Annotated in this window: 11 protein-coding genes; 2 read left to right on the forward strand and 9 right to left on the reverse strand. The window is 75.2% G+C overall.

Features of this window, described 5'->3' with window-relative positions:
- Positions 1-330: 330 nt before the first annotated feature.
- The 4 genes from ACFVGO_RS32165 to ACFVGO_RS32180 all read right to left on the reverse strand — a co-directional run bounded on the left by ACFVGO_RS32165 (position 331) and on the right by ACFVGO_RS32180 (position 4537).
- Positions 331-930, reverse strand: a complete 600-nt coding sequence (locus tag ACFVGO_RS32165; protein ID WP_359908024.1) for a TetR/AcrR family transcriptional regulator — start codon at positions 928-930, stop codon at positions 331-333.
- 76 nt (positions 931-1006) lie between these two features.
- Positions 1007-2056, reverse strand: a complete 1050-nt coding sequence (locus ACFVGO_RS32170) for an agmatine/peptidylarginine deiminase (protein WP_380635605.1) — start codon at positions 2054-2056, stop codon at positions 1007-1009.
- A gap of 52 nt (positions 2057-2108) precedes the next feature.
- Positions 2109-3830 (reverse strand): urease subunit alpha, encoded by a 1722-nt coding sequence (locus ACFVGO_RS32175; protein WP_380635607.1) that lies wholly within the window; start codon positions 3828-3830, stop codon positions 2109-2111.
- Positions 3827-4537 (reverse strand): urease subunit gamma, encoded by a 711-nt coding sequence (locus ACFVGO_RS32180; RefSeq protein WP_359908019.1) that lies wholly within the window; start codon positions 4535-4537, stop codon positions 3827-3829. The genes ACFVGO_RS32175 and ACFVGO_RS32180 overlap by 4 nt, the downstream gene beginning before the upstream one ends.
- Positions 4538-5260: 723 nt before the next feature.
- Between ACFVGO_RS32180 and ACFVGO_RS32185 the strand changes: the two genes are divergently transcribed.
- On the forward strand, positions 5261-5635 hold the full coding sequence (locus ACFVGO_RS32185) for an ATP-binding protein (RefSeq protein WP_359908016.1): 375 nt from the start codon (positions 5261-5263) through the stop codon (positions 5633-5635).
- A gap of 373 nt (positions 5636-6008) precedes the next feature.
- The gene (locus ACFVGO_RS32190) at positions 6009-8432 is read left to right on the forward strand and encodes a SpoIIE family protein phosphatase (protein ID WP_380635609.1); all 2424 of its coding nucleotides are present in this window, start codon (positions 6009-6011) and stop codon (positions 8430-8432) included.
- A 66-nt stretch (positions 8433-8498) separates the two neighbouring features.
- On the opposite strand, the gene ACFVGO_RS32195 is transcribed toward ACFVGO_RS32190, so the two are convergent.
- From ACFVGO_RS32195 to ACFVGO_RS32215, 5 genes are all read right to left on the reverse strand, one after another.
- Positions 8499-9605 (reverse strand): DUF2637 domain-containing protein, encoded by a 1107-nt coding sequence (locus tag ACFVGO_RS32195; protein ID WP_380635611.1) that lies wholly within the window; start codon positions 9603-9605, stop codon positions 8499-8501.
- A gap of 214 nt (positions 9606-9819) precedes the next feature.
- Entirely contained in the window at positions 9820-10743 is a 924-nt protein-coding gene (locus ACFVGO_RS32200) for a (2Fe-2S)-binding protein (RefSeq protein ID WP_380635613.1), read from the reverse strand.
- A gap of 160 nt (positions 10744-10903) precedes the next feature.
- Positions 10904-11746 carry a hypothetical protein gene (locus tag ACFVGO_RS32205; protein ID WP_380354328.1) on the reverse strand — a complete coding sequence of 281 codons (843 nt, stop codon included), beginning with the start codon at positions 11744-11746 and terminating at the stop codon, positions 10904-10906.
- A 287-nt stretch (positions 11747-12033) separates the two neighbouring features.
- Positions 12034-12882, reverse strand: a complete 849-nt coding sequence (locus ACFVGO_RS32210; RefSeq protein WP_359908005.1) for a hypothetical protein — start codon at positions 12880-12882, stop codon at positions 12034-12036.
- Positions 12883-13056: 174 nt separating this feature from the next.
- Positions 13057-13674 carry a nucleotidyltransferase family protein gene (locus tag ACFVGO_RS32215; RefSeq protein ID WP_359908002.1) on the reverse strand — a complete coding sequence of 206 codons (618 nt, stop codon included), beginning with the start codon at positions 13672-13674 and terminating at the stop codon, positions 13057-13059.
- Positions 13675-13734 lie beyond the last annotated feature (60 nt).

Here is a 13734-nt window from a genome sequence, read left to right on the forward strand (position 1 = left end):
TTACGTGGGGTGGTGTCCTCTTCTCTCCCTAGTGACGGTCACCACTACCGCCGAACTGCCGGGGGGGAGAAAAAGAGCCCCCCCCCTTCCACCTTCCCCCGCACCTGTAGGAGCGCATGCGTCGGCTGTGCTCCCGTAAAATCTGTAGACCGGTCTGCATATTTTTCCCATGCCCCAGGAACCGCGCACAGGAAGTCGGCTGGGTCGACTTCTGGTGCGCGAGGGGCTCCCGGAATGGGCGAGTCTCCGGACCGGTCGGCCGGGTGTGTGCGCGAGAAGTCGGCCGGGCCGACTTCTCGCGCGGGCAGGGGGCGGGAGCCGCGGGTGGGCTCAGGTGCGCAGGAGTATGCCGGTGACGGCGGTGGCCTGGGTGAGGGCGGCGGGGCGGTGGGCGTCGGGGAGGCCGATGGCGATGGGGACGGCGAGGCCGTCGAGCAGGGCGCGGATCTGCAGGGCGCGGTCGGCGGCGGGGCCGGGGGTGAAGTGGCCGGCGGCGGCGCCCTCCTCGACGAGGGCGACCAGGTCGGCCTGCCAGGGGGCCTCGATCTCCTGCTGGCCCTGGCGGATCTCGGCGCTCGCGGGGGAGCGGCCCCACACCTCGACCCAGAGGATCCAGCGCGGGTCGCCAGCGCCCTCCGGCAGGTAGAGGCGCAGGTAGGCGTCGAGGCGCTGCCAGGGGTCGAGGGCGGGGTCGGCGAGGGCCTCGCGGCGGCGGGCGCCGAGCTGCTCCTCGCTCCAGCGGAGGGTTTCCAGCAGCAGCTGGTCCTTGCTGCCGAAGTAGTAGAGCAGGTGCCCGGCGCTCATCTGGAGCTGTTTGCCGAGACCGGCCATGGTGAGTTTGGCGAGCCCGTGTTCGGCGATCGCGGCCCGGGCGGTGGCGAAGACCTCCTCGCGGGGGCGGGCCGGCCGGCGCGGGCGGGGGTCGGCCATGTGCGGGTCTCCTCGGTGGAACGGGGCCTCGGAAGCCGTCCGGGCGGGGGCGCGGGGCCCCCGCCCGGACGGGGCGTCAGAGCGCCTTCGGCTGCTGCTGGGTGATGCAGTGGATGCCGCCGCCGTTCGCGAAGATCTCGCGGGCGTCGACGAGTTCGACGGTGCGGCCCGGGTAGGCCTCGGCGAGGATGGCGGCGGCCTCCTGGTCGCGCGGGTCGTCGAAGGCGCACAGCACGACCGCGCCGTTGGCCACGTAGTGGTTGATGTAGGAGTAGTCGACCGGCTCGCCGTCCTCGTCCAGCAGGACGGTGGGGGCGGGCAGTTCGACGACCTCCAGCGGCCGGCCCCGGGCGTCGGTCGAGGCGCGCAGCACGGCGACCAGTTCGCGGCAGACCTCGTGGTCCGGGTGCGAGGGGTCGGGCTGGACGTGGGCGACCACGACGCCGGGGCGCACGAAGGAGGCGACGATGTCGATGTGTCCGCGGGTGCCGAACTCGTCGTAGTCGCGGGTGAGTCCGCGCGGCAGCCAGATCGCCTTGGTGGTGCCGAGGAAGGCGTGCAGCTCGGCCTCGACCTCCTCCTTGGTCCAGTCGGCGTTGCGGCCCTCGCCGAGCTGGACGGTCTCGGTGACCAGCACCGTTCCGTCGCCGTCGACGTGGATGCCGCCGCCCTCGTTGATCAGCCGGGAGGCGAAGCGCTGCACCCCGGTCAGTTCGCCGATGTGCTCGGCGATGTGCTGGTCCTTGTCCCAGCGGGCCCAGGACTGCGCGCCCCAGCCGTTGAAGATCCAGTCGGCGGCGGCCAGCGAGCCCTTGCCGTCGATCAGGAAGGACGGGCCGATGTCGCGCATCCACGCGTCGTTCAGCGGGCGCTCGACGATGTCGACCCGCTCGGAGACGTACTTGCGGGCCTCCTCGGTCTCACCGGTGTTGACGATCAGCGTCACCGGCTCGTACCCGACGATGGTGTCGGCGACGGCGGCCCAGGCCTGGCGGGCGGCGTGCAGCTGCTCGGGGCCGTCGAAGGTGGGGTTGGTGGTGGGGAAGGCCATCCAGGTGCGCTCGTGCGGGTGCCACTCGGCGGGCATCCGGTAGCCGAGGGAGGCGGGCGTGGGGGTGGTCGTCATCGAGTCCTCAAGAGGTCCGGGGCCTTGGCGCGGGGGGTCGGAATGCGGGGGGTCAGAGGAAGTAGAGGCGGCTGAGCGAGACGCTGTCCGCGGGTTCGGAGCGCAGCGGCGAGCCGTCGAGCGAGACCAGCCCGGTCTCGGTGACCTCGACGTGGCCGACGCGGGCGTTGCGCACCATGTCGCGGGGTCCGATGCCGCGGGTGCCCCGGACGCCGACCCGGCGGCGGCGGGTGGGCAGTCCGTCGGCGGCCCGGTCGAGGTACGCGCCGTCGGCGGCGGCCTGGGCGACGAAGGCCACCGAGATGTCGGCGGCGGTCGCGCCGTGGGCGCCGAACTGCGGTCCCAGGACGAGCGGTTCGCAGCGGTCGGTGGAGGCGTTGGGGTCGCCGACCACGCCGTACGCGGGGAATCCGGCCTTGAGGACCAGCTGCGGCTTGGCGCCGAAGTGGTCCGGGCGCCACAGCACGATGTCGGCGAGCTTGCCGATCTCGATGGAGCCGACCTCGTGCGCGAGGCCGTGGGCGATGGCCGGGTTGATGGTGAGCTTGGCGATGTAGCGCAGCACGCGCTCGTTGTCGTCGCCGCTGTCCGTCGTGCCGTACGAGCCGGTGCCGTCGAGCGGGCCGAGTTCGGCCTTCATCTTGCCGGCCATGGCGAAGGTGCGGCGCACCGTCTCGCCGGCCCGGCCCATGCCCTGGGCGTCGGAGGAGGTGATGCCGATGACCCCGAGGTCGTGCAGGACGTCCTCGGCGCCCATGGTGCCGGCCCGGATGCGGTCGCGGGCCATCGCGGCGTCGCCGGGCAGGTCGACCTTGAGGTCGTGCGCGGAGACGATCATGCCGAAGTGTTCGCCGAGGGCGTCCCGGCCGAACGGCAGCGTCGGGTTGGTGGAGGAGCCGATGACGTTCGGCACGCCGGCCATCTTGAGCACGTTGGGGACGTGTCCGCCGCCGCAGCCCTCGATGTGGAAGGCGTGGATGGTCCGGCCCTCCAGCACCTTCAGGGTGTCCTCGACCGACAGGCACTCGTTCAACCCGTCGGTGTGCAGGGCGACCTGGACGTCGTACTCCTCGGCGACCCGCAGCGCGGTGTCCAGGGCGCGGGTGTGCGCGCCCATGTCCTCGTGCACCTTGAAGCCGGACGCCCCGCCCTCGGCCAGCGCCTCGATCAGCGGGGCCTCGTCGGAGGACGAACCCCGGCCCAGGAAGCCGATGTTGACGGGCCAGGCGTCGAACGCGTTGAAGGCGTGGCGCAGTGCCCAGGGCGAGTTGACGCCGACGCCCCAGACCGGGCCGAACTCCTGGCCGATGACGGTGGTGACGCCGGAGGCCAGCGAGGCCTCCATGATCCGTGGCGAGAGCAGGTGGACGTGGGTGTCGATGGAGCCGGCGGTGGCGATCATGCCCTCGCCGGAGACGATCGTGGTGCCGGTGCCGACGACCACGTCCACGCCGTCCAGGGTGTCCGGGTTGCCGGCCCGCCCGATCGAGGCGATCCGGCCGCCGATCAGGCCGATCGAGGTCTTGCGGATGCCCTGGATCGCGTCGATCACCAGCACGTTGCTGATCACGACGTCGCAGGTGTCCCGGACCGCGGCGGGCTTGAGGTGCAGGCCGTCGCGGGCGGTCTTGCCGAAGCCGGCCAGGAACTCGTCGCCGGGCGCCTGGGAGTCGGACTCCACGCGGACGATCAGTCCGCTGTCGCCGAGCCGGACCCGGTCCCCGGCGCGCGGGCCGTGCACCGAGATGTAGTCGTGCGGGGTGATGGACGTCACGACTCGACCTCCGCGTCGTCGAAGTGGGTGAGGTAGCCGGTGGCGCGGGCCTTCGCCAGGGCGGCCTCCTTCGCGCCGGGCGCGTCCAGCGGGCCGTCCACGAGCCCCGCGAAACCGATCGCGACCCGCCCGCCGCCGATCGGCACCAGGCCGACCTCGACGGTGGCGCCGGGGTCGAAGCGCACCGAGGAGCCGGCCGGGACGGCCAGGTGGGTGCCGTAGGCGGCGGCGCGGTCGAAGGCGAGCCGCGGGTTGGCCTCGAAGAAGTGGAAGTGCGAGGTGACCGAGATCGGCACCGCGGAGGTGTTGTGCACGGGGAGCAGCAGTGTCTCCTCGACCGGGTCGTAGCCGGCCCCGTCGCCGATCAGCGCGCCGCCGGGGGCCTCGTCGCCGAGCGAGCCGGCGCCCTTGAACGGGTCGTTGACGACGGCGAGGCGGGTGCCGTCCTCGAAGACGGCCTCGACCTGGACGACGGTGACCACGTCCGGCACGCCGGGCAGGACGTCGTCGGCGGTCAGCACGGAGCGGCCGGCCTCGATGGCCTCGGCCAGGCGCCGGCCGTCGCGGGCGGCCTCGCAGACGGCGTCCGCGATCAGGGCGGTGGCCTCGGGGATGTTGAGGCGCACGCCCCGGGCGCGGCGGGCGCGGGCCAGCTCGGCTGCTGTGAAGATCAGCAGCCGGTCCCGCTCGGTGGGGGTCAGTCGCACGGTTCCTCGCTCGCGGTCGCCGGGGACGGGGTCGGCTCGGGGCCCTGGGGGCTGTCGGGGGCGATGTTAGAACATCGTTCAAACATCTCGGGTCATTGAACCCGCACCGGGCCGCCCTGTCCAGCGTTGCCGCTCCGCGGGGGTTCGGCTTGCTGGGTGGGGGATGGGGGTGAGGGGCGGCACGGGGGCGGCGGGCCGGGAGGGTCCGCGGACCGCCGCCCGGACCCGCCGCGCAGGCCCGGAGTGCAGGCCCGGAGTGCAGACCCGCCGCCCGGGGCCGGCGCGCGGCGGGAGCGGGGCGGGGGCGCGCGGTCGGGCGCACGGTCCGTACGGGCGCCGGGTGTGCGCGGGATCGGGTGACGGCGCCCTAGAAAATCGCCTCTGCGCTTCGCAAACCTGTCCGGCGCGGGCAGTTGGATCACGCGAACCACCCCGTGCCCCTTTCACCCCACGTGATCGGACGCACACTGTTGCAAACGCCGTCAACTGGGCATGAGGATGAGTGGTCAGAACGAGGGGGCCACCCGGCCGGCGGGGGATCCGGAGGCGGGGGCCCGGATTTCAGGGCGGGGGCATGGGTTGATGGACGGTCAGTCGCGATTCCCGCGGCAGCGGACGAGTTCCGGCGACGCCTACCGGTCCGGGCCGGTCCAGGGGCCGACCGGCAGCACCGGGACGACCCTGCCGGGTGCACCGGCTCCGGGTTGTGCCCTGCACCGGCGGTTGCACCTCACGCTCGACCCGGCGGACCTGGTCGGGGTGGGCGCGGTCCGGCGGCGGCTGCGTTCGGCGCTGAGCCACTGGGGGGTGCCGGAGCTGTCCGACACCGCCGAGCTGCTCTCCTCCGAGCTGGTCACCAACGCGCTGCTGCACACGGGCAAGGGCGCGGTGTTCGACGCGGTGCTCGACCCGGACCACCGGCTGCGGATCGAGGTGCAGGACGGCACCAGCAGACTTCCCGGGCGCCGCCGCGATCCGGAGGCCGAGTACGCGACCTCGGGGCGCGGCCTGCTGCTGGTGGAGGCACTCGCGGACTCCTGGGGCGTACAGCTGCGCGGCGACGGCAAGGTCACCTGGTTCGAACTCGCCACGCCCTGATCCCGGCCCCGGCGCCGGCACAGTCTCTCGTCGCCGGGTCGCCGGGTCGCCGGGTCGCCGGGTCGTCGGGTCGCCGGGTCGCCGCCGGGCCCGCCATCGGGGTCGTACGATTGTTCGCCGTCGATTGATTCGCTGTCGAAGGAAGCCCGGAACAGAAGGCGGAACGGAAGGTTTCCGGCCCGTTGGCATTGCCGCTCGGCCGAACATTGGCCAGGATGGTGGGAATGTGTGTCCACGTGCGGGAAGCAGCGGGGAGACCGAACCTCGACTGGCCACCGTCCGTCGCACCGTCCTATCCAGCACGACCCATCACACCGCCATGCGGCCCGTCCGGACGGTCGGCGCGGTCCGCCACGGCAGCGGCAGGAGCAGCATGCCCACTGAGCCCGAGTCGCCGGGGCCGGCACTTCCTCCCGGCGCGGCGCCCGCCGTCGAGCCGCGAACCGTGGAACCGCGAAGCGTGGAGCCGCGCACCGCCGACCCGAGAGCCGCCGGGCCGCGAGCGGTCGGACAGCGGGCCGTCGAGCCGCGCGTCGCCGAGCAGCCGGGCGCCCCGGAGCCGCGCACTCCCGGGCAGCCCGTCGGCGCCACCACCACCGGGACCGGCCGGGCCCGGCCGCCCGCCCAGACCACGCGCCGCGGCTCCGCGGTGCGCCCGTCGCCGAGCCTCGCCGCCGCCCGCCTGGCGCCCGTGCTGTCGGGCGGACTGCCGCCGTCCTCCGCGGACACCATGCCGGACTGGCTGGAGCCCGCGATGGCGGCCAACGGCATCGGCTCCTTCGACTGGGACATCCGCCGCGACGTCCTGGAGGGCGACCAGCGGGCCTGCACGATCGTCGGACTGGACGCCCTGGAGCAGGGCCGCTTCGACCGCACCGCCGCCTCCTTCCTGGCCCTGCTGCACCCCGAGGACGCGCCCGTGGTGCGCCGCCGGGTCGAGCGCGCGGTGGCCGAGCTGGGCCAGTGCGGCGCCTACTACCGCACGGTCGGGGCGAGGGGCGGCATGCGCGCGGTGCGCTTCCGCGGCCGGGTGCTCGCCGACGCCTTCGGCCGGGCCTCCCGGATGGTCGGCTTCGTCTGGGACGCCACCGTCGAGCTGCACAAGCGGGACCACGCCGACCGGATGGCCCTGCTGCGCGAGGAGCGCTCCCGGTTCATCAAGGAGGCGGCGCGCGCCCTCTCCGAAGCCGTCACCGTGCGTGACGTGGCCCGGGTGTTCACCGAGCTGCCGCTGCCCGGGCTGCCGCCGGACGGCCTGGTGCTGGCCTCCTTCGAGGCCGGCCGGGCGCAGATCCTCGGGGCCTCCGGCTACCGCGCCGACACGCTGGCGGTCTGGGACCGCACCGTGCTGCCGCCCGGGCACCCGGCGGCCGAGGCGCTGCGCCACCGTACGCCGGTCTTCGTCTCGACCCGCGAGGAGTTCCGCGAGGGCTACCCCGAGGTGTGGGAGCCGACCAGCCGCACCGGCCGGGGTTCCTGGGCGTACCTGCCGCTGGTGGCCAGCGGCCGGGCGATCGGCGTGTGCGTGGTCAGCTTCGACGACGAGCGCGAGCTCGACGCGGACGAGCGCACCCTGCTCACCACCCTGGGCGGGCTGGTCGCCCAGTCGCTGGCCAGGGCCCGGCTGCACGACGCCGAGCACGAGCTGGCGGCCGGCCTCCAGCGGGTGATGCTGCCGCGCACCGTCCCGTCCGTCCCGGGCGTGACCACGGCGGTGCGCTACCTCGCGGCCGGTTCCGGCCTCCAGATCGGCGGCGACTGGTACGACGTGGTGCCGCTGCCCGGCGGACACGTCGGCCTGGTGATCGGCGACGTCCAGGGGCACGACGTGCACGCCGCCGGGATCATGGGTCAGCTGCGGATCGCGCTGCGCGCCTACGCGGCCGAGGGCCACCCGCCCGCCGCCGTGATGGCCCGCGCCTCGCGCTTCCTCGCCGACCTCGACACCGACCACTTCGCGACCTGCGCCTACGCCGAGGTCAACGTGGACTACGGCGTGGTCTACGCCGTCCGGGCCGGCCACCTCGACCCGGTGGTGCGCCGCGCGGACGGCACCGCCGCCGTGGTGCCGGTGGCCGGCGGGCTGCCGCTGGGCATCGACCCGGACCAGGAGTACCGGGTCACCCGGTTCAGCCTGGACCCGGGCGAGACCGTGGTGCTCTGCACGGACGGCCTGGTCGAGGCGCGCGGCATGGACCTGGACGAGGGCGTCGCCCGGCTCACCCGGGCGCTCGCCCGCCCGCTGCCGGACGCCGCGCAGGCCGCCCGCGACCCGCTGGAGGAGCTGGCTGACCGGATCGCCTCCCAGGCCGCCGACTCCAGCGAGCGCGAGGACGACATAGCGCTGCTGCTCCTGCGCTGGGACGGCCCGGCCGGCGGCCTGACCGCCCAGCAGCTGCGCCGCCGGATCGGCCAGGCCGACCTGGCGCGGGTGGCCGAGGTGCGGGCCGAGCTGCGCGACGCGCTGCGCCGCTGGGGCGTGGCCGAGTTCATCGACACCGCCGAGCTGCTCTCCTCCGAGCTGGTCACCAACGCCATCCGGCACACCGACCGGGACGCCATGTTCACCGCCCGGCTCTACCGGGAGCCGGAGGCGGACGGCGGCCGGGCCCGGCTGCGGGTCGAGGTGGAGGACGAGTCGGACCTCTGGCCGACCCGCCGGACGCCGGGGGAGCAGGCCTCCTCCGGGCGCGGGCTGATGCTGGTGGAGGCGCTCGCGGACTCCTGGGGCGTGGAGCCGCGCGGCACCGGCAAGCGGATGTGGTTCGAACTCAGCGGGACGGCGGCAGCGGCCTGACCCCCCGTCCGGTTCCGGCTCCCCGGGGAGGCGGCGCGCCGCCCGGGGGGACCGGGCCGGAGGGGATCAGCCGAACTGCTGCTCCAGGTCCTTCAGTTTGCGTTCCAGCGAGTCCAGCCGGGGCAGGGTGACGGTGTCCTCCTCCATGGTGAGGTCGATGGTGCGCCGCTCCGGACGCGCCGGCAGGCCCGGCTGGACGACCGCGCCCTCGGCCGGCTCCACCTCGCGCGGCGCGGCGGCCCGCTCCACCCCGGGACGCTCGGCCCGGACCCGCTCCGCCGCGGACCGTTCCACCCCGGGACGCCCCGCTCCGGGCGCCACGGCGGCCACGGCGGGCTCCGGGCCTGCCTCCAGCCGCCGTGCCGTCGCACCGCCGACGCGCCGCCAGGCGCTGTTGGAGCGGTTGATCGCCCGGATCTCGGCCCGTTCCCGGCGCCCCGCCAGCCTGCGGCGCTGCTTCTCGACGGTGCGCTCCCGCCTGTCCTCGCGCACCTCGTCGACCGCCTCGTCCAGGCTGCGGACGTTCTCCAGCAGCATCAGCGACCAGGCCGCGTAGGTCTCGCGCGGGGCGCGCAGCCAGCGGACGATGCGGATCTGCGGCAGCGGGCGGGGGACCAGGCCCTGTTCGCGCAGCGCGGCCCGGCGGGTCTGCTTGAGCGCCCGGTCGAAGAGGATCGCCGCCGAGAGGGACATGCCGGAGAAGAACTGCGGGGCGCCGGCGTGGGTCAGCCCGCGCGGGGCGTGCACCCAGTTGAACCAGGCCGAGGCGCCGGCGAAGAGCCAGACCAGCAGCCGGGAGCCGAGCGCCGCGTCGCCGTGGCTGGCCTCGCGGACGGCGAGTACCGAGCAGAACATCGCGGCGCCGTCGAGCCCGAACGGGACGAGGTACTCCCAGCCGCCGGACAGGCCGAGGTTCTGCACGCCGAAGCCGACCAGGCCGTGGAAGGAGAGGGCGGCCGCGACGCCGGCGCAGCAGAACAACAGGGTGTAGGAGGCGCCGCCGTACAGGGATTCCTTGCGGCGGCGCCGTTCCTCGGAACGTTCCCAGGAATCGGGGCCGGCGGTGGAGGAGGTGGCCCCCCGGCTGCGGAGCAGGGCCACCAGGAGTGCGCTGACCAGCAGCCCCACGACCACGGTGATCGCCCATCCGAGCGGTATGTCGGACAATTTCATCGCCGGAACCAGCCTCGCTTTCCTGCGTCGCTTTTCTGCGCCGTGATGGCGGGGACCATCATGGCGGATTCCGCGCGGAGGAATGGCCGATTCGCCGTCAATGCGCTGAGGAGAGGGATTTCTGACCCGGTGACCATCGCATGGTCATAGGAATGCGACGTGGGTTTTTCCAGGAATGGCGGGCTTTTCGAACCCGATGTCGAACGGCTTTTCGTCAACGCCGCGTGACGCGCGGGCAGCCGCCGCACATGTCCCTCGGATCGGCGGTGTACACGAGGCAGCAGCTGGCCCGGGACCGGACCGGGGGCGGGGCGCTCTCCGCCCCGGGCGCCGGGGGCGCGAAGCCGGCGCCCGGGGTGAAGGGTGCCGGGGCCGGAGCGGGACGGTCGTCCGCGCCGGGCGTGCGCGCGGGGTCGAGGGCCCCGCCGGGCGCCAGCAGCGCGGTCAGTTCGGTGCGCGCCCGCTCCTGCTCCCCGAGCAGCCCGCCCGCGTACCAGAGTCCCTCCACCACCGCGTCGGTGGCCATCGCCCAGAGCACCCGGGGTCCGCGCCTGGCCTCCGGGCCGAAGGCGGTGAGCATCGGGGCCAGGAAGGCGCCCAGGGCGGACCGCAGGGCGGCGGCCAGCGCCGGCTCGTCCGGCACCGTCCGGGCCTGCCCGGAGCCGGCCGCCGGGTCCTCCGGCAGGCAGGCGAACTCCGTCGCGCGGACGGTCAGTTCGACCGCGTCGGGGCGCCTGCGCAGCGCGACGTCCCGCAGGGCGAGCAGCGGGACGCGCCGCTCCAGGAACCACGGCAGCGTGAACAGCAGTGAGACCGGCCAGACGAAGCGGTGCAGCCCGAAGCCGGCCGCGACGTCCGGGCGCAGCGGCTGCCCGTAGCGGGCGAGGCCCTGCCGGGCGTCGTGGGCGATCAGCTCGCGCACCGCCTCGGGGCGGGTGGTGAGGTCGGCGGCGGGCAGCCAGCCGTCGCGGCGCCGGGGCGGGGCGCAGCGCACCGTCAGAACGGGGGTGAGTCCGGACAGCCGGTGGTACGAGGGGGCGCCCGGTGTGGTGGGAGCGGGGGCGGGGACGGCGGTGCGCGTCCCGGTGGTGCGGGGGACGCGCGGCCTGGGGCCGGGCCGGGTGCTGCTCGCGGTCATGGGCGGCCCCATCGGGTCGACCGGGGCGCCCATGGTCCGCCCGGCGGTGCCCGGCGGCACGGGCCCGTCGGACGCGGCCGGACCGGGGCATGGCGGTGCCCGGGGAACGGCAAGGCGACCTGGCCGGGGTACTGCTCCCCCCGGCCAGGTTAGCCTCACCTTAGCTGATTGTTCCTCCGGTCTCGCTCGCGATGCGCCCGTCCGAGGGAGGCCCCGGCGCACGGGAGGCGGCCAACTGGCGTGCGAGCCAGACCGGCACGCCGCCCAGGCCGGCCACCAGCCGGGCCGCCTCGGCCCGCAGCCGCGCGGCCTCGGGCGGTTCGGACACCTCGGCGAGCGCCGCGAGCGCCGGTGCCACCCCCACCGTGAAGCCGAGTTGCTCGCGCAGCCGCAGGGAGGCCTCGAAGCCCTCCCGGGCGTTCCCGCGGTCCCCGCGCGAGAGCGCCAGCGCGGCCAGGTGCCGCCAGGTGTACGAGCGCAGAAGTTCGTCCCCGCGCTCGCCGGCGCCCTCGTGCGCCCGGCGGTAGGCGATCCACGCGGCGCTGCGGTCGCGCAGCAGGTTCTCGGCCACCAGTCCGCGCCGGAAGTCCAGCAGCGGGCGGCCCGGGGCGTCCGGCGGCAGCAGCGCCGAGGTGCGGCCGAGGGCGGCCTGCGCCTCGTCCAGCCGGTCCCGCGGGCCGAGCACGCTCGCCACGTACGCGAGGAAGCCGCGGGCGCAGGCGGCGGCCGCGCGCTGCTCGGTGCCGGAGGCCAGTGCCTCCGCCAGGCGCAGCGCCTGTTCCGCCTGGGTCCAGTGCGCCGCGGTGAACAGGCACTGCTCGATGAGGAGTTCGGCCCGCCCCAGGGCCGCTTCCGGGTCGTGCTCGGCGGTCGGCCGCAGCAGTTCGGCGGCCTCCTGCCAGCACCCCCGGGACCTCAGCCGCCACACGGTGTCGCCCGGTTCCTCCGCTGCCGCCCGCCCCCGCTCCTCCGGGCCGCTCGGGTTCCATCCGTGCTCCGACAACGCCACCTCCTTGTGTGCGCCATCCGGCAAGCGCGCGGACCCGCCCCTGAGGCCCTGCCGCCACGACCCGCACGCATGGCGACGACAGGGCGAAAGGCCCGCGCTGTGGCCGCAATTCAACACGGGGGTGAGCTTGTGCACCAGATCACGAGCGAAGGTTGTTGCTTTTGGAGGAAAAATGATCTAGGGGTGCGCACGGGAGGAGACGCCGGAGGAGACACGGGAGGGGGAGGTGGGGGCGGAGGTGGGGGCGGAGGTGGGGGCGGCCCGGCGGGCCGCCCGGTGGGTCAAGAGGTCCAGCCGGTCTCCATCAGGGCCTCGGCGGCGCCGTTCGCGGGCTGCGGCACACCCGCCAGGTCCAGGCTGAACAGGGCGACCAGCAGCTGTTCGCCGCGCACGGTGGCCTGGTGCGAATAACCCGCGAGGGTGAACATCGCGGCGGCCATCTCCTCGGCGTGCAGGGTCTGCAGCCAGAGGCACTCGACCGACTTCACGTCGGCGGGCTCGGTCCAGGTGTCCACCTGGGCGACCATCCGGCTGCCCAGCAGGGTGACCCCGTCGCGCTCCTGGGCCTCGGTCAGCTCCAGGTCGTCGAAGCCCAGCCACTCCAGGTAGCGGGCGGCGGTGAACACCGCGTCCTGCGAGGTGCGCACCGGATGGGGGCGGAACGGCGCGCGGTGGCGGAACGGGCGGGGGCGTCCGGCCGAGGGCGGTGCGGGCGGGGCCGGGGCGGGCGCGTTCATCGGGTGGGCCGGGTACGGGCGGGCGGCCTGCGGGCCGGGGGCGGCGAGCGGGGCGGCGGTGCCGCCGCCCAGCCGGGTGGCGCGGTCCACCGGCAGCCGGACGGTGGCGCCGCAGTTGCAGGTGAACTCGGGCTGCGGCCACTGGTCGGAGCGGCCGCAGTGCGGGCAGCGCATGCTCAGCCAGGAGTCCTCCCAGGACCGGAAGCGCACCTGCACCGGCACCCCGCCGCGCAGCAGCGGCACCTTGAGCGAGGCCCCGCACGGGCAGGGCAGGGAGGGAGGTTCGTAGAGGTGCTCGCGGCGGCAGGCGGGGCAGCGGATCGCCCGGGCGCCACCGCCCGGCCCCGGCCGCGTGGGGTCGTGTCCGGTGAAGTCGTCGGGCAGTCCGGCCATCGCGGGCTCCGTCCGTCGGGGGCGGGTGGGTGGGACGTTTCCCATGCTCCCCGAAATGTCCGGCGCCGGGCGCGGAATGAGGCAATCCTCAGGGACGGATCAGGGAATCCTGCCCGCTCGGGTGGGGGCGGAATCCTCCCCGAGGGGGATGTCCGGCGGGCCGGACCGGGACGTTCACCCGGCGGACCAGCGGGCCAGGTCGGCGGGGGTGTCGAGGTCGTCCGGGGCGGCGACGTCGGCGCACTCGACCAGGACGAGCTCCGCCGCGTGCGCCGTCAGCAGGGCGCGGGCCCCGGCGTCGCCGCGGGCGCCCGCCGCCGCCTCGGCGAAGTGCCGGGCGCCGATCAGCACCGGGTGCCCGCGCCGCCCGCCGTAGGCCGCCGCGGCCAGTTCGGCGCCCGCCCGGTGGGCGGCCAGCAGCCGGGCCACCGCGGCCGGGGTGACGCCCGGGGTGTCCACCAGCATCACCAGCGCCGCCGTGGCGTGCGGCGGCAGGGCGGCCAGGCCGGCCCGCAGCGAGGAGCCCATGCCCTGCGCCCAGTCCGGATTGCCGACCAGCCGGCAGCCCGGCAGGTGCGCGGTGGCCCGCACCCGCCCGCCCTGCGCGCCCAGCACCACCGTGACGTCCGCGCAGCCGCCGGCCCGGACCACCGCCACCGCGTGCTCCACCAGCGGCCGGCCCCCGTACCGGAGCAGGGCCTTGGGCCGCCCGCCCAGGCGCCGCCCGCCCCCGGCGGCCAGGACCAGGGCGGCGACCGGGCCCGGTCCGGCGGGTGTCGGCGCAGTCTGCATGGGGCCAGCCTGCCCGGTCGGGGCCGGGGCGCGCATTGTGGGAAGCCACAAGGGGAAGCC

The sequence above is a fragment of the Kitasatospora sp. NPDC057738 genome (assembly GCF_042798815.1).
GTDB classification, from domain to species: domain Bacteria; phylum Actinomycetota; class Actinomycetes; order Streptomycetales; family Streptomycetaceae; genus Kitasatospora; species Kitasatospora lactacystinica.

Excerpts from the sequence above, each read along its gene's own strand:
- ACFVGO_RS32165 (WP_359908024.1), bottom strand. The coding sequence starts at position 930 with ATGGCCGACCCCCGCCCGCGCCGGCCGGCCCGCCCCCGCGAGGAGGTC.
- ACFVGO_RS32170 (WP_380635605.1), bottom strand. The coding sequence starts at position 2,056 with ATGACGACCACCCCCACGCCCGCCTCCCTCGGCTACCGGATGCCCGCC.
- ACFVGO_RS32190 (WP_380635609.1), top strand. The coding sequence starts at position 6,009 with ATGCCCACTGAGCCCGAGTCGCCGGGGCCGGCACTTCCTCCCGGCGCG.
- ACFVGO_RS32195 (WP_380635611.1), bottom strand. The coding sequence starts at position 9,605 with ATGAAATTGTCCGACATACCGCTCGGATGGGCGATCACCGTGGTCGTG.
- ACFVGO_RS32200 (WP_380635613.1), bottom strand. The coding sequence starts at position 10,743 with ATGACCGCGAGCAGCACCCGGCCCGGCCCCAGGCCGCGCGTCCCCCGC.
- ACFVGO_RS32210 (WP_359908005.1), bottom strand. The coding sequence starts at position 12,882 with ATGGCCGGACTGCCCGACGACTTCACCGGACACGACCCCACGCGGCCG.
- ACFVGO_RS32215 (WP_359908002.1), bottom strand. The coding sequence starts at position 13,674 with ATGCAGACTGCGCCGACACCCGCCGGACCGGGCCCGGTCGCCGCCCTG.